Annotated in this window: 23 protein-coding genes; 8 read left to right on the top strand and 15 right to left on the bottom strand. The window is 39.5% G+C overall.

Annotated elements, in window-relative coordinates:
* Positions 1–201 precede the first annotated feature (201 nt).
* Positions 202–1,035 carry a S24 family peptidase gene (locus L0M98_RS08125; protein WP_227215511.1) on the bottom strand — a complete coding sequence of 278 codons (834 nt, stop codon included), beginning with the start codon at positions 1,033–1,035 and terminating at the stop codon, positions 202–204.
* A gap of 107 nt (positions 1,036–1,142) precedes the next feature.
* On the opposite strand from L0M98_RS08125, the gene L0M98_RS08120 reads away from it, so the two are divergent.
* Positions 1,143–1,331, top strand: coding sequence for a hypothetical protein (locus L0M98_RS08120; protein ID WP_227215510.1), 189 nt, complete (start codon positions 1,143–1,145; stop codon positions 1,329–1,331).
* A gap of 218 nt (positions 1,332–1,549) precedes the next feature.
* On the opposite strand, the gene L0M98_RS08115 is transcribed toward L0M98_RS08120, so the two are convergent.
* Positions 1,550–1,963, bottom strand: coding sequence for a hypothetical protein (locus L0M98_RS08115; RefSeq protein ID WP_227215509.1), 414 nt, complete (start codon positions 1,961–1,963; stop codon positions 1,550–1,552).
* A gap of 84 nt (positions 1,964–2,047) precedes the next feature.
* Positions 2,048–2,482: a hypothetical protein gene (locus tag L0M98_RS08110; RefSeq protein ID WP_227215508.1), complete on the bottom strand. Its 435-nt coding sequence runs from the start codon at positions 2,480–2,482 to the stop codon at positions 2,048–2,050.
* Positions 2,483–2,582: 100 nt separating this feature from the next.
* Here L0M98_RS08110 and L0M98_RS08105 point away from each other — a divergent pair, with 100 nt between their 5' ends.
* From L0M98_RS08105 to L0M98_RS08075, 7 genes are all read left to right on the top strand, one after another.
* Positions 2,583–4,700, top strand: coding sequence for a transposase family protein (locus L0M98_RS08105; RefSeq protein WP_227215507.1), 2,118 nt, complete (start codon positions 2,583–2,585; stop codon positions 4,698–4,700).
* 10 nt (positions 4,701–4,710) lie between these two features.
* Positions 4,711–5,700 (top strand): ATP-binding protein, encoded by a 990-nt coding sequence (locus L0M98_RS08100; protein WP_227215506.1) that lies wholly within the window; start codon positions 4,711–4,713, stop codon positions 5,698–5,700.
* Between the two features lie 20 nt (positions 5,701–5,720).
* Positions 5,721–6,047 (top strand): hypothetical protein, encoded by a 327-nt coding sequence (locus tag L0M98_RS08095; protein ID WP_227215505.1) that lies wholly within the window; start codon positions 5,721–5,723, stop codon positions 6,045–6,047.
* Positions 6,044–6,241 (top strand): hypothetical protein, encoded by a 198-nt coding sequence (locus L0M98_RS08090; protein WP_227215504.1) that lies wholly within the window; start codon positions 6,044–6,046, stop codon positions 6,239–6,241. The genes L0M98_RS08095 and L0M98_RS08090 overlap by 4 nt, the downstream gene beginning before the upstream one ends.
* A 6-nt stretch (positions 6,242–6,247) precedes the next feature.
* Positions 6,248–6,472, top strand: a complete 225-nt coding sequence (locus tag L0M98_RS08085; protein WP_227215503.1) for a hypothetical protein — start codon at positions 6,248–6,250, stop codon at positions 6,470–6,472.
* A complete protein-coding gene (locus tag L0M98_RS08080; RefSeq protein ID WP_227215502.1) occupies positions 6,469–7,113 on the top strand; it encodes a DUF3164 family protein in 645 nt (214 codons plus the stop codon). The genes L0M98_RS08085 and L0M98_RS08080 overlap by 4 nt, the downstream gene beginning before the upstream one ends.
* Positions 7,114–7,177: 64 nt before the next feature.
* The gene (locus L0M98_RS08075) at positions 7,178–7,591 is read left to right on the top strand and encodes a hypothetical protein (RefSeq protein ID WP_227215501.1); all 414 of its coding nucleotides are present in this window, start codon (positions 7,178–7,180) and stop codon (positions 7,589–7,591) included.
* Between the two features lie 2 nt (positions 7,592–7,593).
* Here the strand turns inward: L0M98_RS08075 and L0M98_RS08070 are convergent, their stop codons facing one another.
* The 12 genes from L0M98_RS08070 to L0M98_RS08015 all read right to left on the bottom strand — a co-directional run bounded on the left by L0M98_RS08070 (position 7,594) and on the right by L0M98_RS08015 (position 17,180).
* On the bottom strand, positions 7,594–8,016 hold the full coding sequence (locus L0M98_RS08070; protein WP_227215500.1) for a hypothetical protein: 423 nt from the start codon (positions 8,014–8,016) through the stop codon (positions 7,594–7,596).
* Positions 8,017–8,500: 484 nt separating this feature from the next.
* Positions 8,501–8,791 carry a hypothetical protein gene (locus L0M98_RS08065; protein ID WP_227215499.1) on the bottom strand — a complete coding sequence of 97 codons (291 nt, stop codon included), beginning with the start codon at positions 8,789–8,791 and terminating at the stop codon, positions 8,501–8,503.
* An 84-nt stretch (positions 8,792–8,875) separates the two neighbouring features.
* Positions 8,876–9,634, bottom strand: a complete 759-nt coding sequence (locus L0M98_RS08060) for a DUF2971 domain-containing protein (RefSeq protein WP_227215498.1) — start codon at positions 9,632–9,634, stop codon at positions 8,876–8,878.
* Between the two features lie 36 nt (positions 9,635–9,670).
* Complete coding sequence (locus tag L0M98_RS08055) at positions 9,671–10,414, bottom strand: DUF2971 domain-containing protein (RefSeq protein WP_227215497.1); 744 nt, start codon at positions 10,412–10,414, stop codon at positions 9,671–9,673.
* A gap of 76 nt (positions 10,415–10,490) precedes the next feature.
* On the bottom strand, positions 10,491–10,985 hold the full coding sequence (locus L0M98_RS08050) for a hypothetical protein (RefSeq protein WP_227215496.1): 495 nt from the start codon (positions 10,983–10,985) through the stop codon (positions 10,491–10,493).
* 26 nt (positions 10,986–11,011) lie between these two features.
* The gene (locus tag L0M98_RS08045; RefSeq protein WP_227215495.1) at positions 11,012–11,560 is read right to left on the bottom strand and encodes a phage virion morphogenesis protein; all 549 of its coding nucleotides are present in this window, start codon (positions 11,558–11,560) and stop codon (positions 11,012–11,014) included.
* A gap of 101 nt (positions 11,561–11,661) precedes the next feature.
* A complete protein-coding gene (locus L0M98_RS08040; protein WP_227215494.1) occupies positions 11,662–12,975 on the bottom strand; it encodes a phage head morphogenesis protein in 1,314 nt (437 codons plus the stop codon).
* Positions 12,976–12,986: 11 nt separating this feature from the next.
* Complete coding sequence (locus L0M98_RS08035; RefSeq protein WP_227215493.1) at positions 12,987–14,228, bottom strand: phage portal protein family protein; 1,242 nt, start codon at positions 14,226–14,228, stop codon at positions 12,987–12,989.
* Positions 14,229–14,261: 33 nt separating this feature from the next.
* On the bottom strand, positions 14,262–14,693 hold the full coding sequence (locus L0M98_RS08030; protein ID WP_227215492.1) for a phage protein Gp36 family protein: 432 nt from the start codon (positions 14,691–14,693) through the stop codon (positions 14,262–14,264).
* Between the two features lie 2 nt (positions 14,694–14,695).
* On the bottom strand, positions 14,696–15,142 hold the full coding sequence (locus L0M98_RS08025) for an N-acetylmuramoyl-L-alanine amidase (RefSeq protein WP_227215491.1): 447 nt from the start codon (positions 15,140–15,142) through the stop codon (positions 14,696–14,698).
* A 16-nt stretch (positions 15,143–15,158) separates the two neighbouring features.
* Positions 15,159–16,721, bottom strand: a complete 1,563-nt coding sequence (locus L0M98_RS08020) for a hypothetical protein (RefSeq protein ID WP_227215490.1) — start codon at positions 16,719–16,721, stop codon at positions 15,159–15,161.
* A gap of 9 nt (positions 16,722–16,730) precedes the next feature.
* Positions 16,731–17,180 (bottom strand): helix-turn-helix domain-containing protein, encoded by a 450-nt coding sequence (locus L0M98_RS08015; RefSeq protein ID WP_227215489.1) that lies wholly within the window; start codon positions 17,178–17,180, stop codon positions 16,731–16,733.
* Positions 17,181–17,244: the final 64 nt, after the last annotated feature.

Below are 17,244 nucleotides of genomic sequence, written 5' to 3'. Positions count from 1 at the left end.
AAGCCTATAATTTAAAGAGTGATTAAATACCATATAAACAGCGATTAAACGATGATTAAACACCCTCACACTATTCTAGTTACCCAAATCCAAAGATACAAAACAAAAATTTAGGTGACCATCTAGGTGACCATTTAGGTATACATTTAGGTATACATTTAGGTATACATCAAAATTACTATTTCCCCTAACAAAAGAACATCAATTTCCCGCTCCAAGTTGGCGGTGAATCATTCTTAATTCATTTTTTATTTCTGCAATATCATCCTCCAAAGTCGTTACTTTATTATAGTAGGATTGATGAATATTAGGCATCTTTGCCGAAATATACCATTCAGCGTGCCAAATAGTATTTATTTCATTCTCTTGAAGATTAAAATTTGGATAATAAGCCTTATCCGGATTATCTGACATACACACAATGAATCCCCTCTTAAAACGATTTTTTACACGTTTAACGTAAGCTTTTCCTTCCATGTCTGACAACACGTATATTTGCTCATCTGCTAAATGCGCCCATTCCGCCCGAGCCAACATCCGAATAACAAGAAAAGAACTATCCAACAACGTCGGAGCCATACTCTCCCCCTTCACTCGAACACAAAGATACTGTACACCGGGCTTAATCATTGAATCCGGCAACGAAATACAATCTACTACTTCTATATTATTAGGATTGTAACAACCAGTTCCCGCCGCAACCGCAATATCAACGATCGGGATTTGAATTATACCAGAGTCTTCCCTACCTGTTACTATCACTTGTATATCTTCATTTATTGAAGAATTTTCTTTTTCTTCAAACTCTATTTTTTCAGGAACAAACATATCACCCTGTCCCGTTATGAGCCATAAAGGATTTACACAGGAATATGTTGATATTATTCTTTCAATAACATCAAAAGATGGTTTTGTTCGTCTACCCGCTACAATATGATGCAATGTTTGCGGCTGTATTCCGATGGATACACTAAATGAATTCTTATTCATTCCCAAACCATCTATCAGCATTAAAATACGATCCTGTACTTCCATATAAGAAATTTCCTATTATTAGTAAAATATATAGGAATTTGTTTGGATGTTATATAAACAATATCCTATATTTGTATCGAATTAATGAAACAAAACTACGAAAATAAATGGAAATACAAGAAATACTCGAAAAATTAAGACCAAAGGACTATGAACTAATAGCCACAAAGCTAAAAGGTCGCTACACGGCAAACACAGTTAGAGCCCAACTGAAAGGAAGGCGCACCCTAAAGCAAGCCGTGAAGAAAGCAGCCGAGGAACTGATCCAAATGCGAGAAAATTTCATTAACGCTTAAAGTATTCCGCCATGAAAAAAAACAGTTCTAAAATAGAAATAATATATAACAGTTATCTAGGTGAACACACAACACACACATACTTTACACCTGTAACATATTTTGAACGAATTGTTCTAGTCGACGGAGAAGAGATTTACAGGGACAAACAAAAACCGACACAATATTTACGAGATAAATCTCTTCTCAGTCAACTGGAAGCGTGGTCGCATGAATTCTTAACGCTCCAAGAAACCAACAACGGACAAAATATTGTTTGCAATGGTCATTATCGTGGATGCCTTCTCCGCAAACTTTGGTTCAAGTTCTTTAGAAAGCGATTCAAGTTCAAGACCTAGTTTGTTGATATTAGCTTTCAATATTTCTTCTTGGGCTGTAAAACCTCCCCGTGACAGAAAATCATGAGCCTCAACATTAACAACAACCGAAATTGAATTTGAACTTACAACTCCTTTTGACAATAAACCAAGCCGACAAAATTGATTAAAGATAGCCTGAAGGTTATTACGACTTCCTGCTATATCTAATAAAGGTTTTGGATGATTAGAAGATAAATAAGTATTTAATTCACAATTAGCAACAAGCAAAGAAAGAAGTTCATCTTTCATCACGGGGGTTATCAAATTTTCCATAATGATTACAATTTAGAATTAGCACCCAAAAGTAATCATTTTTCCCGGATGGTCGCCGTGGCGGTTCGACTCCGCCACCGGGAACTAAAAAAATAAAAGTAATAACAGGTAAACTAAAAGCAGAACTAATGAAGAAACTAAACTTATTAACCCCCATTTCTCGCATAGTGACGTTCTTTCACGCTTCAAAAGAGTCCGAAAAGAAGGAACCCTCTCATCTAACAGAGCATTTTTATATTCGTCAAGATGGACTTCCAACCTCTTTTTATGAATCATTGCATGATCATATACAGCTAAGCCAACAAGTAGGATTCCCAGCAGCAATATTCCCATTGACAGCGCAAATACCAAACGAATATATAGGGATTCTGGAAGTTTGGAATGAAGGGAGATTATTATACCGAAGATACTTACAGATACAAACAGAATATGTCGAAAAAAATCATCTGTACTCTTATCCGATAACGCCAAATCGCGGACCAGTTCTTCGACTCTTTTAAGATGTTCTTCTCTAACCATAATGATTACTATTCAGAATTAACACCCAAAAGTAATCATTTTTCCCGGATGGTCGCCGTGGCGGTTCGACTCCGCCACCGGGAACTAAAAAATAAAGACTATGCCTTGTATTAGTGAAAATATTATTTGTGTCACAGTCCCGGAACTTGAAAAATGTGGTATTACAATATCCACAATAAAAATAGGACTAAGCAGACAACGCCAAAACCAAGTTTTCTGTTGGGAACACCACAAGATTGGCAATGTCGTTTATATTCACTACAACAGTCTAAAAGACAAGTACAAGAATTTAATACAAAAAGAACTTTGCGGGGGATTATCAATCGAGGAATGGATAAGATTAAACACGATTCGAGAATTACTTCCCCCCGTTCGACAAGATGAAAAAGAAGAACTAGCAAGTTTCATTATAACCCGGGAAAAAGTGGACGTAACGAGCGGTGAAATAAACAGCGAGGAACGAACAAAATTGCCGGATGATTACATCTGCTTGTTGTTATACCAATCCCGTTGGTTACGCTTAATGCACAAGGATGTTTACAAGTATAACAACAAGACTCTAAAACGTTTTCACGTCAAAACCGTGAAAGAATTTCGTTGCATTTGCATAACCCTTGCCAACAGTCCATCACCAGAATTTCCCAACGGGGCAAAATTGCCAAAGAATTACAACGCTTGTTACCGACGGCAACAAGAATACGAGCAGGAAGGCATTCAAGCCTTAATTTCCCGAAAATTCGGGAACACCTCATCCCGGAAGGTTGATGATGAACGCATACAAATATTAATTGACTTGTATAGTGATCCACATAAACCGGATTACGTTCGAGTAACAAAACTATACAACGAGATCGTGTTACAAAACGGGTGGATGGTAAAAGATAGCCCTGCCGTAATTAGTGAAAGTTGCGTGAAATACAACTTGAACATTCCCGAGGTAATGCAAGTATGGTACTTGGCACGCCACGGGGCGCAAGCATGGAAAAACCTTTTCGGTTACACCATCCTCCGCTACAAACCGAGCACGAGGGATGCAGTGTGGTGCGGCGATGGTACAAAAGTCAACCTTTTCTACATAACCCCAAGCGGCAAAGCGGCAAAATTGAATGTCTACGCCATCGTGGACGCTCATTCCGGCTATTGGCTCGGGTGGGACATATCCGAGGAAGCTGACAACATGGGAAGCGTGCAACGTGCGTTCCGCATGGCAGTAACTCGTTCCGGGTATTGTTTGCCTTTCCAAATGCAGTATGATAACGACGGATCAAACAACTATTTCAAACGGTTGACAACTTTACATTTCCCTGCCATGCCGAACAACGGGCAAAGTAAAATTATCGAACGTTGTTTCAAAAACTTGCAGGATCAGCACATGAGATACGCTGACGGTTTTACCGGGATGAATATAAAATCGAAAAACATAAACAATCAAATAAACGAGGATTTCATTGCCACTCTTGACAAAACGAAGTCCTTGAAAAACAAGAAAGAAACTATCAAATTACAAGAATGGTTCTTCCACGTGGTGAATAACACCCCGGGAAAAGACGGCAAAACGCCAAAAGAGAAGTATTTCGGTAGCCAAAATCCCGACACGCAACAACTCGTTGCCTTGGACTGGATAAATATGTTTTGGGAATGGAACGAAAAGGAATGCGTCTACGCAAAAGAAGGGATTTCATGGGTAGAAAACAAGATCAAGCGGGTCTACGAGGTCGCGGAGGGATACGAGTTTGATTTCAGAAACGACGTCCTCCCCGAAAGATACACTCCTTCTGCCGATTTCGCTTGCAAGTACATCCGGCAAAAGTTTTATATCCGCTTTGACCCGCTTAACAGTTCACGGGTTGCCCTCTACAAGGAAGAAGCTGACAAATCCCGCCGTTTCGTGGCGTGGGCTATCGAGAAAGACCGCATGGCGTATGCCGTTCAGGATTACAAGGAAGACGAGAAAACAGAAATAAACAAACGGCTAAATATCAAGAAAGAACAACAAAAACGAGCAAAACAAAAGCGGGAAGCCGCTGCCTCCTTGATGAATTCCGAAGAAATCATGAAACTCGGGTACAAGTTCTTTGACAAGGCAATATTATCCGCAGCAGAAGCAGACCTCTACGGGGAAAAGACCGAACCAATAGAGGAAAAAACTTCAACACCCAAGAAATCACGCAAAGAATACTTGAAAGAACGCCGGGACAAACTGAATAATAAATTATAAAAATAAAAATATGAAACTAACAGAGGATCAAAAAGCAACTATCGTGGAGCGTATGCAAGAATACGTCGCACACATGGACATCACCGGTGACAGCAAAACTTACAGTCGCAACAAACTAGCGAAAGACGCAAAAGTGAATATCGCTTACATTGACGCAATGATTACCGGGCTGATAACAGGAAAGTTTGTTTTCAACAACACCGTGATAAAAGACTTGTACTTTAACAGGATCGCAAAATTTATCGGTTACGAACTAGACAACAAGTACTGGCGAGCCTTTGAAACCGAGCAATACCTTGATATTGAAAATGATTTTATAGAAGCCAAAAGTGGCAGCACGGCAAAATCAATCATAGGAGCAACGGGATCAGGCAAAACTTACGCGATTCAAAAAATGCGAGATAAATACCCGATGGGGTCATTCATAATAACTTGCGCGAATGACTTCAATTTACGTGACTTCATAAGATATATTGCCATCGAAATCGGCGTTCCCGTTAGTGAGGAGATGTCACAAAGCCGCATCAGGAGAGCCATTGAAACGAAATTAAAATTCTTGGCAGAATGTAACGTGAAACCAATCCTTGTTTTTGACGAGGCAGAGAATTTAAAACTTGCCGCATGGGGACGAATAAAAGCATTGTATGATAGTTTAAAAGGTCAATGCGCTTTTATGGTGCTCGGGACTCCTAACTGGCATAGGAAAATTAAAAACATGAATGATACCGAGAAAGGGATTGCCCCACAAATATATTCCCGGTTTCTAGCCGGAAGCAAAACGAAGTTCCTCGGGGAGATAGACAGTAGTGAAATAAGTAATATATGCAAAGAAATTGGCGTGAACAACCAGTACGTGATCAATCGCATCTGCAAAACGGTAACGAATTATCGTGATTTAAATGACACTCTCGTTAGCCTCCAAAGAGCCGCCGAGATACAAGGATGCGAAATCGACCTAGACTTATACAAGCGAGAATTCGAGAATTTAAACACCATTTAAACGGCATTTAAAACGTGATTATGGAGATCAAAAAGATTCTAGAAGTAAATGACTACGAGTATAACATGATTATACTCGAAATCGGCTGCAAAGCCGCGGAGAACCGATACCCGGGAGATAAAGCAAATATTTTCAAATCAGACCGGAGATACTGGAATTGGGTACGACAACAAATCGACATCAGAAACATAGATTTTACTTCCGTTTTGGAAAAACATCCTTCCGTGTGGGGTACTCGACAAGTTGTCGATATGTACAAGGATTACACGTTGGAGAAACTTAACGCGACCTCTTTCCCCGCTCGTTTTGCCGTGAAGCTATTAACCGGAACAACTGAAACAATATGAAAAAGGAGATAACAAAAGACATCATTAGCGTTACCCGGTCACAAATGGGACAAAACGGTATCGAGGAAGTCTACGTCGAATTTGACCGGGTGAAACAAAGCACATTAATGAAAATAAACGGAGCCTTGGTTTGGGGTGTACGTGGCAAATGGGCAGAGAAGTTCTTTTACAAGTATGGACTATTAAATAAATAAAGCATCATGACACAAAACATTTTAAGAAAAGAAACCGCTACTTCCATTTGGAGAAGTGTAAAAATTGACATCTGCCGGAATTGCGGGGGAACGGGCAAAAAAGAAGTTTATATCGGTAAAAACCGGGATAACGAATACGATTCAGAACCTTGCAAGGTATGTAACGGATCGGGAATGGTAAAGAAAGTATTAACCGTGGACATCTATCCATATAACAATAACGAACAATGAATCTAAATGAATTAACACCGGAACAACGGGCACAACTGGCAAAGGAAGCCCTAGAGGCTGAAAAAGCCAAAGAAAAACAAAAAGAGAACGACAAACAAGCATATAAAGAGCTGGTAAGTAACAAGGTCGACGAATTATTCCCCACGCTTGAAAAAATAAGCACACGATTGGGAGAAGCGAAAAAGCAGGTTTACGAGGAATTCTCCACAGCTTTAAGTATGAAACGCGAACTCTATAAGGTGAAAGAAAGCCAAAATAGTCACGCCTTTATGAATGCCGAGGGAAACCGCCGGATCACGCTAGGGAATAACACCATCGACAATTACGACGACACGGTAGACGCGGGAATCAGTATCGTGAAAGAATACATATCAAGCCTCGCGAAAGACGACAACAGCCGTATTCTTGTTGATACAGTAATGCGTCTTCTCGCCAAAGATCAAAAAGGTACATTAAAACCTTCCCGGGTTATGCAACTACGTCAAATGGCGGACAAATCCGGAGATTCTCGCTTTATCGAGGGTGTTAGAACGATCGAGGCAGCTTACAAGCCAATAACCTCTAAAACTTACGTCCGGGCAGAGGTAAAGGACGAAAATGGAACATGGAGAAGCATCCCGCTAGGAATGACAGAAGCATAATCCCGGACGGTCACCGAGGCGGTTCGACTCCGCCCCCGGGAACAAATTAAATAATAAAGACAAGATGAACCACACGAACACGGCACACAAGACCCTATTTTCCACGTTATCCAAGCGTGGGTTAATGGAAATTCGTCACGAGATTTGCGAGAACCTCGTGCAACGCCGCCTTTCCTCTCTCTCTGATCTAACCGATAACGAAGTCGCAATAATTATAAGTGATCTCGGCACGGACGAGGACTACGGGCGTGTAGATTTTACTAACAATCGACACAGGTACATTCTTTCACTCTGTTATCAACTCGGGTGGGTACGTATGCATCCCCGCCTCGGGCGCATGGTAGCAGACAATGCCCGCCTCGGGCGTTTTGTCAAGCAACGAGGGAAGTACAAGAAACCGATTCTCCAATACACGGAACATGAACTCGGTGCGTTGATTAAAGCAATGGAATTAATGCTAGAAAACCGGATGAAATAAACTTACAGAGCCAATTTAGCTTTTCGTCGTTTACGATTCCACGAGTCTATTGCAACATTAAATAATCCCATAAAATAACTAAATGGAAACCAAATCAAGTAACTACCACAAATGAAATACAAATACAAAAAAGCTATCATGACAATAATTGCAAAATATAATAATAACCTACATACATCTCCTTTTGTTGTATCTATGAAAGGAAGATATGCACCCATCATCATAGCCATACAAACAGAAAAACCTCCCGCAAATGCAACTTGCTTGGCAAATTCGAATAATAGAAATTTATCCCAAACAAGAGATAATGACATATAAGTCACTAGAACATAAGCGAAATAGATTAAAATAGCAGAACCGACATTAATCTTGTAACAAGAAAAAGATTTTCGGAACAATGAAACAAAAAACTGCAATGAAGACATAACTAATAAATTTTAATCCCACATGATAATTCAAAATTTCATGCAAAGATCGTAATAAAAAAACTAATGGCATACAACAAGAAAGGATATTATTTAAGGGCTCGGGTTATTCAAGAAATTACCAAACAATATTACGAACCGGAGAACCATGCCAAATGTTACAAAATGGTATGGAGAAAATATATCTATCCCCGGTTCGGGATCTGTTATCATTCATACCTAAAGTACATGAAAGTACAAGCACCCGAGGTTACGGCAAATGAAGTTCAATTAAAAATTCAATTTTAAATAGAGTATTTCCAAAATTAAAACCTTCGCAAACTCTACACCTCACGACATACTATTGATTTTCAGTGCAATAAAATCAACAGGTATTATATTACAAAGAATACACATCACTCTTATAAATATTATTTATAAGATTTCAAAACAAACAACTTAATTAGTACCAATCTATGTGATTGATACTAATTTAAAATTTAATTCAAATCTCTTTTATTTCAAAATCGGTTTCTGAAACCTCATAATAATCATAATATTTAACAGCCTCTTCAATTGTATACTCACTTACATCTTCCCGTGAAGCTAAAGCTGTTATACCTTCAATTTCACCATTTGCTTTTTTCTTTTGAATATAACAAGCTATATCAGGGATAATAGATTTCCCAATTTGCGGCAAATCCTCAGTTGAAATATGGACAACTTCACCATTTCTCAGTTTAAAAAGATTAAGATGTTGCTGCCCATTAAATAATTTAAAAATAATCGTTTTCATAATTATATTACACACTTAATAAAGTATAAAGATTTCTTTTACAAAAGATAGAACTCAATTCATTTTAGATTAACAGTTCATATATCAGTTAATTATATCTATATTAACTTGTTTAAAATCATATAAAGACGATTTATTCACACGACACATTGGATAATTATATGTAGTAATCATTTTTATACAATCGTGCATGAAAACATCTTCAGCCCGAGGATCAAAAGTTACCTCTTCTAAAAAATCATTTATATCTATTGGATACATTTTTAACGTATTAGAACAATCTGAAGAATTACTAGCCGGTTGATAAATCACACGAACTTCTTTTTCATGACTAAAATTATATCTTTTTAAAAAAAGTGATTCTATCATGATTTTTGAAAGATTTGATACAGACACACGGTTATTTTCTTTTATCCATTCATCTAATAGCTTAGGACTTTTATATTCTACTGCACCTATATATGTTGATGCCATACAATTATCATCTAAATATACAGTATCATATAATTTGCCAATTGTTGTTTTTATTCTCACGCTTCTTTTATCATGTGAATAGATTCTCCACATAGCATCTGAATCACGAAAAAGACTCCAACATTGACCAAAAATTTTATTACCTAGATGCTCCATTGTAATCCTAGTACCTTGCGTAAAAAATTTCTCTTTAAAGAAAAAATTTTCATAAACATCTTCCCATGAACTCGTTTTTGCTAATGCTAAAGTTCTCTCCTGTAACATAAGTTCTAAATGGGCTATCGGTATTATTCGATAAATAGATTTTGACAAATCACTTAAACCTATATTTCTCAAATTTCGCTCTTTATAATATTGATTCACAGACATACTATTGATAATTAAATTTAAACAAACAGCTATTATCTAGCCTCTATATTGCAAATTAGATTTTGATATTTTAACATGAGGATATCCATTATTAGCTAAAAAAAAACGTAATGATGATTCGATCAATTCAGAATTATTAGCAGGCCCTATCACTATTTCTTCCAAAGCATTTTTAGGCATATATATATCAACATAAGGAATAATGACATCACCACGAACTCGAAACTTTATATTAGAGGAAGAGTCTGCAATAACCCAAAAACGTTCCTCTTTCTCATAACAATACCCCCCATCTTTTGCTCCACATAATAAACCAATATAACTAAGTTCGCCTATAAAATACTTTAAAAAAGTTGCAACTAATTTTGTACTAGCATCCTTAGATAGTTCTAATGGATAACAATGACTTTTACGATAAAAATTAGCAAATTGTTTAAAGCTTTCTTTTGCCTCTTCTCCATAAAAACATTTAGAAAAATTTGCTATATTAGGAGATAATACATTTTTATTGATTTTTAAGGCTACACCACGTGCTTTGTTTGCATAAGAACTCCACATCGGAATGGAATTTATATCCTGCGATAATGATAATATAAAAGCATCTGGCATTAATAAAGATGAATATTCAGGAAAAAATTCATCAAGCAATCTCTTACCAAATACCCCTTCATTAGGATCATTTAAAAATCGATGATGAGTTGCCCAAAAACACAAATTTTCTCGATTAACAATACTAGGAACAGCTTCCATACTTGTGTAATGATATACAAAATTATCCATTCATGATATATTTTAGACAGTGTAAATATATCAACAAAATTTACAATCATAAAGTTTTCATTAAAAAAAAGCACGTTTATCTTATACTTTTCTCTACATATATTTTAATTTTTGGAGAAACAGGATACTTCGTTAGATTGGATTCACCAGTCATGTCCGTGTAGGCAAATTTGTAAGTCATAACAAACTCCCGAACAGCATCTTCCCGAAGCATATTTTTCAAACTTATCCTCATTAAACGAGAGTATGTTTCTCCCCCGTGCCCGTGTAGTTTCTTGTTCACGTTCTCGATTAAAGAGAATATCTCAAACTCTCGTTCCTGTTGCTTTATCGGTAATCGAGCAGATACACCATTATAACGAATATCAGCTATTGTTACATTTAAGGTAGCAATAACTTGCTGTGTATTTTGTCCTGCCTGGGAAAACTCCGCCTCACCCAAATCAATCAGAACACAGGGGAAATCAACCGGGGGTTGAGAGAAATTAAGTTGTCCCCAATCTTCCCCCACGTACCTAATCCCCGGTACTGTTTTTATCAATTCCTGAACGTCTATAAATACATTTTTCATATCATTAAATGAGTTTTAAAGCGTGTTTAAATGGTCTTTAAAATCTTGTCAATCTCTCGTTGTATGTCTTTATTGGCACTTTTTATAATATCGGGTGAATACCCTAAAAACTGTCGCCGGGGCATATTAAGCCGACGAACAAAACCTCGAACTTTTTGCCCCCCGACCAAAACACGCCGATGAGTCTTGATATTAGTCGCCTGCCTTCTTTTCCGGGTGAATGGTCGCACGTACTGAATGATACGTCCACCCTCGTTATGTGCTTTAGCGTAGGGCACTTTTGTAAGATCGACACCAACGGACACCCGCTCCGCCAAGGTTTTGGCCTTGACACTATTTTGTAACGTTCCTGTATCAAACAAAACACGTTTACCCCGAGAACGTGAAGTTTCCCTGTGACGTTTCTTCCATCTCGATCGAGTCACCCCGTTAGATATAAACCCCTCCGCTGAAAAATTGGCGTCTTTCATTTTTTCAGCAGCTCCAGCGATATACACGGTCACCTTTCTGGATAACCCGTTAAACTTTACCGCCCTAACTTTCATATCCCTGGCGAATTTTTGAATATCTCTCATTGCTTTTTAATTTTTTTGTCGTAATATTGTGATATAAAAGAAGGTAATAAAACCGGAAACCGCAGGGGCTTGAAAAGCCGGGGGTGCAACACAAGGTTTTATTACTTTCTTTGTTTTAATAACCCGGCTCTAAATTGTTCAACCTGTTCAACTGTTTTCAACTTGTAGAAACTATCAACCCGCCCATCCTCGTTCACGAGCAAAACAATAGGTTTATCCTCGTAATATTTAACGTACACGTCAAAAAACTCGGTCCCGTATCTTTCACTACTATTGTAGGTTCCCCATATCTCATCCGGGGAAGTAAACACCTCAATCACCTCGTCAAAGTACGAATATCTTTCACGACTTAAAATTTTAGCTTTTAAATCATTATCGAATGTCGCCAAAATCTTGTTTTTTTTATCCACAAGCCTAAATCCCTCTCCCGGCTTTCCATGATGCGATTCTAGGATATTCCAGTAATCCATGAAATCGATCTCGTTTTTTATCTCGCCCTTGTACCTTGAAAGATTCCGAACATCCCCGTAAATCTCTTTTACAGGTTTCATCCCGTAATTTTTCACGGCGGCAAGTTGTACCGCCTTCGCTTTAGCATTCGCTTTAAAATAAGGGTGTCCGTCTTTATCAAATATCTCCGAGGTTCCCACATTATGCCTAAACGGTTTAGCAACCACTTTTCCGGCTATTTTTTGAGCTTGCTCTGAATCCGGTAACGATTCCCGGTTCCGGCTCTCGTGACGTTGCTTCTTCTGCTCGTATTCCCTTTCTGAACGTTTACGGGTTGAACAACGACAACGCCAACCGTTCGGGGGATAATAATAATTCCAAAACGGATCATTTACAGGCAATATAATCCCGTGAAGCCTACGATGTTCCTCCCGCACGTGTTCATCGTTCGCGGTCACGTATTCTAAATACGGGTATTCATCAACAGTATCCTCTATATCTAACCATCTACTGCCTTGTGTCCCCGAGGATATTACTACTTGCCGTTCCGCTTCCAGGTAATTTTCATTATATGCCACGTTAATTTTACGAGCCCTACGCTTGTAATCGGTAAAAGAAAGACGGTTCCCGTTCTCGTGAACAGCATCCCGGAGTTCCTTCATCTCCGCGTAGGACTTTGCCCCGGAAAAAGCGAATATATTATTTTGCACCCTGGTAAGCAGGTTATTGTCCTTTACCGTCCAGTCCGGAGAAAAGAATCTCTTGTTATACCCCTTCTCGTAACCGTCCAACAACACTTTGGCGTTATGAAAGTAAACCTTTTCAAGTACTTCTTCCCCGTTCAATTCTCCCGAGTAAATACCTTCCAGGTAAGGTTCTATTAATGAATCCGCCTCGTTACTCTCGTCATTGATGGTAAGCTCGCACCCCGCTAAAGCGTAAAGCCTAGTAATCGCCCCGGTCATTCCCCCGGGGCTTAATCGAAAAAACCGGACGTGTCCACTTGCAAGGAGGCACTACCCGGTATTTCCTTCCTACCCGTCACCTCGATCCCAAACTTACTTTTCAGCCACTCGGGATTTATCTCCATGTACGGGAGGGCTTCTCGTGTCATGCTCCACAATTTTTCCAAGTCTTCCTCCTGTTGTAAACAATAGCTTAAACCTTTAGGAAGCACTCCGATCCGCACCAAAGCAGGAATAACTATCCCGTTCCAATAACTTTCAAGCATAGTCTTGTCAGCCTGCACGAGTTTATCAAGCAGTTTCATGCTACTTTCTTCTTTCGACCTATTCCCGTTTACCGTGTCCTGCCCGATAACCGCCCCCGTGACCAGTAATGAAATTTCGCTATTACAAAGTGAAATAAGATTATTATAGACATCCCCATCTGTATCAGCCCCTTTCGCGAATTGAAATTCCTCGGTACTGTCTATAATAAACCAAGCTGCCGATCCCATGTCACGGAGCATAGTTTCTGCCCGATCAAGCATTTCGGCATCTTGCGTGTCGGTCTTTATGTAACGGGGTGGTATCCCGTAAATCTCGCATAACTCGCTCCAACAACTTTGGGCGAAACGTTTAAACAAGACGTGCGGGACGGCTTTATTTAATAACCCGTAATCATGTTCATTCCCAAACTCTAAAATCCAAGTCCCGTATTCCCGAATATTCCGGTACTCTATTCCCCTGTCGGAATCTTCCGATAATAACAATATCCCTTTCTCCGGGATCACGTTATTACGAGGAAAAGCTATCACTTGCAAATCTTCTCCCTTCATTTCAAATTCGACAAGAGTAGTCCCGAAGTAGGTAGACCACAATATTTGTTTATTCAATTCTGTTACCCAACGAGAAGCCCTTAAACGCCGTGTTTCGTCCTCCGCCTCTTTCCCGTCTTCCCGTTTAAAAACAAAAGGAACCCCAAGGGTATGTTGCATCCTTAACTCTATTTGCGAGGTCAAGTGAGCATCTAGTAATATATCATTGTAAAGATTGTACAACTTCACCCGTCTAGGGTTCTCCACGTTATCAGCAGACCGGAGGGCGCTTTTCCATGAACTAATATCCGCACGAGTACGAGAAATAGTTTTAGGCACGATCTTTCGGACATATCCTTCCCTTTTGCCCTGCATTTTTCCATTTTTGTCATTTAAGGCTAAATTAGCCTTCTTTTTACCCCTGTCGGGTATTTTATCATTAAACTTTTTATTTCCCATTATATCGAATTTTAAACAGGTTTTAAACGGGTATTAATCCTCGAAATCATGTTTGAATTTTCTATTACTACCAAAACGTATCTTTAACACGACTTCCCCGTCTTTCTTTTTCACGGGTAAATCTGCCGCGATGCTTTTCCCGGAACTCCCCACCCCGGCAACTTGTTTAAACCAATCAATAGCGTTATCATAGTAAATTTTTGCCTTATCAAAGAGCAGGTCTGCGTTTGACAACCGTATGATATACCACACTGCCATACTTTTACAGTGTTCGAGAACCAAAGCGTTACGTTCTTCGCCTGTCGCGTTAAATATAACCACACAATCATAACGTCCGTTCAGGTAACTCGTCGCCTCCTGTATAGCCATTAAAATAGCAGAACGGATAACAACATCGTCTGTCGTTATCTGCCCCAACGTGTATTCATGTATTGCCGTTCTTAATTCCTCGGGTTCTATAAACATGGCTACAAGTTTTTATATTCTGTCGATGCGTCAAAACAAGGACAAGACTTTATCCACTCGGATGGCTCAATCACCCCGTTCCCGTTCAGGTCGGGAGAAAAATCCCGGTGTCCCTTTATCGTGGCACGGGGATACTTTTCTTTTAGTTGTTCCAACAGGAATACAAGAGAGGCTTTCTGTTCTTCCGTCCGGTTGTCAACAGCCTTTCCATTTCTATCAATCCCCCCGATGTAACACACGTTCACGGAAACGGAATTATACCCGGAAACCCCGTTACTCGATTTATCCTCGTCCAATAACGTGACAATATCCCCGTCCGGCTTAACGAGGTAGTGATAACCCGGGCTTTTCCAATTCAATTTTTCTTTCCAGTACCGTTTTATACTCTCGATACTGGTAGACTGTGCCGTTGCTGTACAATGTACAACGATGTACTTGATGTTTCTCATATCTAAAATTTTAAAATTAAAACTTGCGACTTTCCCGGTGTCCTGAACGATATTTTCCTTTCTGTTTCCGGGTTACAACGTTTAATTTACTGAATGCCCCCTCGGCCGCATCCGGTCCGTCAACCGGGGCATCCCCTCCCTTTTCAAACGCGAGGTATTGATCGATCAATTCAACTTGATCGGCAGATTCCTTCTCGTCTATATTGAAATAAACATTCCGGCGTTCAAAAAAACTTTGTGATGCCTCGATACGGTCATACTTGTTATCTTTCGGGCGTTTATCCGCCTTAACCGGGATATAATACCCCCTCTCGTCCCCCTCGGCATCAAAATCATTCACGAACTCGTCCATTGAAAATAACCCCTCGATCCAGTACCGGACTTTTTTACAGTCCTTTAGTTCCGTGCTCTCGTACAAGTCATACAACCATCGCACCAAAACAATCCGGGATGCCTGTCGCAAAAACACGTGTAATACATGGAATTCCCTGTCTTTCTTCCCGATCAAGATCATACCCTTGTGACACGCCGCCGCTTTATAGGAAAGGTCGCCATAAAATACAAGGGCATCATATTCTCTCAGTGGCAACATCTTTTTCCATTGCATATCCTCCATTCGAAACACCATCCCATCCTGAATATGCACGTGCATATATTCACGCATGAAAGAACGATAAGGAGTATTCGCGAATTTATTACGCCAATATTCAGAAGATGTCTTTTCCGGCCAATTCGGCACGAAGGTGTTCAAATCTTTAACTGCCGGAACACTCAATATTTTATATGTCGGTTTCTGTCCTCCCTCTCTAGCCTTGTTTATCTGAACTTTGAACTGCGTCTTAAGCCTATTGGTGATGCTATTCTTGTGAAAATTGTTATTCGCGAAAACAAACCGCTTAACGGAACCATCCGTTTCGTCAAAACAGCCCATTAAATCCTCAAAAATCCACTCCACACCTTCCCTCATCAAACGATCATTATTCACGTGTCGTTTATTATCCACGTCATCCACAACAATGTAATCCGGTCGTTGATCTTCCTCCCGAACACCACGGGGATTTTGCCCGAACCCCAGAGCCATGAATCGCACACCATCCGTGGTTAAAAATTCCCCGCTCGACCAATCTCCCAATTTAAACTTCAAACCGTAATCATTCACAAGTCGTTTATTAAACTGTAACTGAGCCTGGCAAGCCGACAGTAATTTTTGCGCTTTTCTCTCTGTTTCACCTATCAGGAGCATAAATTTCATTCTCCCGGTAAACATCAGGTAAAGCGGAATTCCCATGTCCGCGTGTACCGACTTCGCACCGGATCGATAAATTTCCAATAACTCGTATATTTCCCGGTTATTTATAATGTCCTTGGCAAACCGTTCGTGAAACCAAGCACACTTTACCCGGGCATAATTAGGGAAGTAGTATTCAAACCACTGGATATAATTCATTTCCAGTTCTCTAACACGTTTAACCTTATCGGTAGCGCGTTCATTTATATTTATAAATGTAGCCTTACTGATCCGACGACAATGCTCCTCGTACCTGGATAATTGTTTTTGAAATTTCTGATCTATCGCCATATTACCGTATCATTTTAACGAATCCTGTTCTGCACGATAATTTATAAACTGCTTGTGATACCCGGTCAACTTAACAGCTTCCACCGGGTCTACCTCTGCCATCCAATTATCAAACTCCATGAACACGGAAATAACCACGGAAAGAGAAACTTTCCCTTCCAAGTACACCAAAGCCTTGTTAATCTTTGATAGCGCGTCAGCGTCAATTTTTGCCTTGTTACCCTCGGAAACCGACTTCATTTCCTCAAGCAAGAGCTCCCGAATTTTAACCGGGGTTGATTGTATTTTATCCCGCTTGGAATCCCATTCCATAAGGTTGCGCCACTTGGATAAGGTCGTTTCCGTTATTCCTATTTTCTCGGCGATGGCTGTACAAGTCATCCCCTGTTCTATGAACAGGGTTTCCGCCACGGGATAAAGTTTGTGTTTGGGTGCTTTTACCATCTCTTTTTTCTGCAAAAGAAACTTATCATCTCTACTTGTTAAAAAATAGTGTAATACCTTGAAATTCTTTTTGATAAAC

The organism is Butyricimonas sp. DFI.6.44, from assembly GCF_022132345.1.
Lineage (GTDB): Bacteria > Bacteroidota > Bacteroidia > Bacteroidales > Marinifilaceae > Butyricimonas > Butyricimonas muris.
The sequence above is the reverse complement of the archived record's forward strand: the minus strand, read 5'-3'. Positions and strand labels throughout refer to the sequence as shown.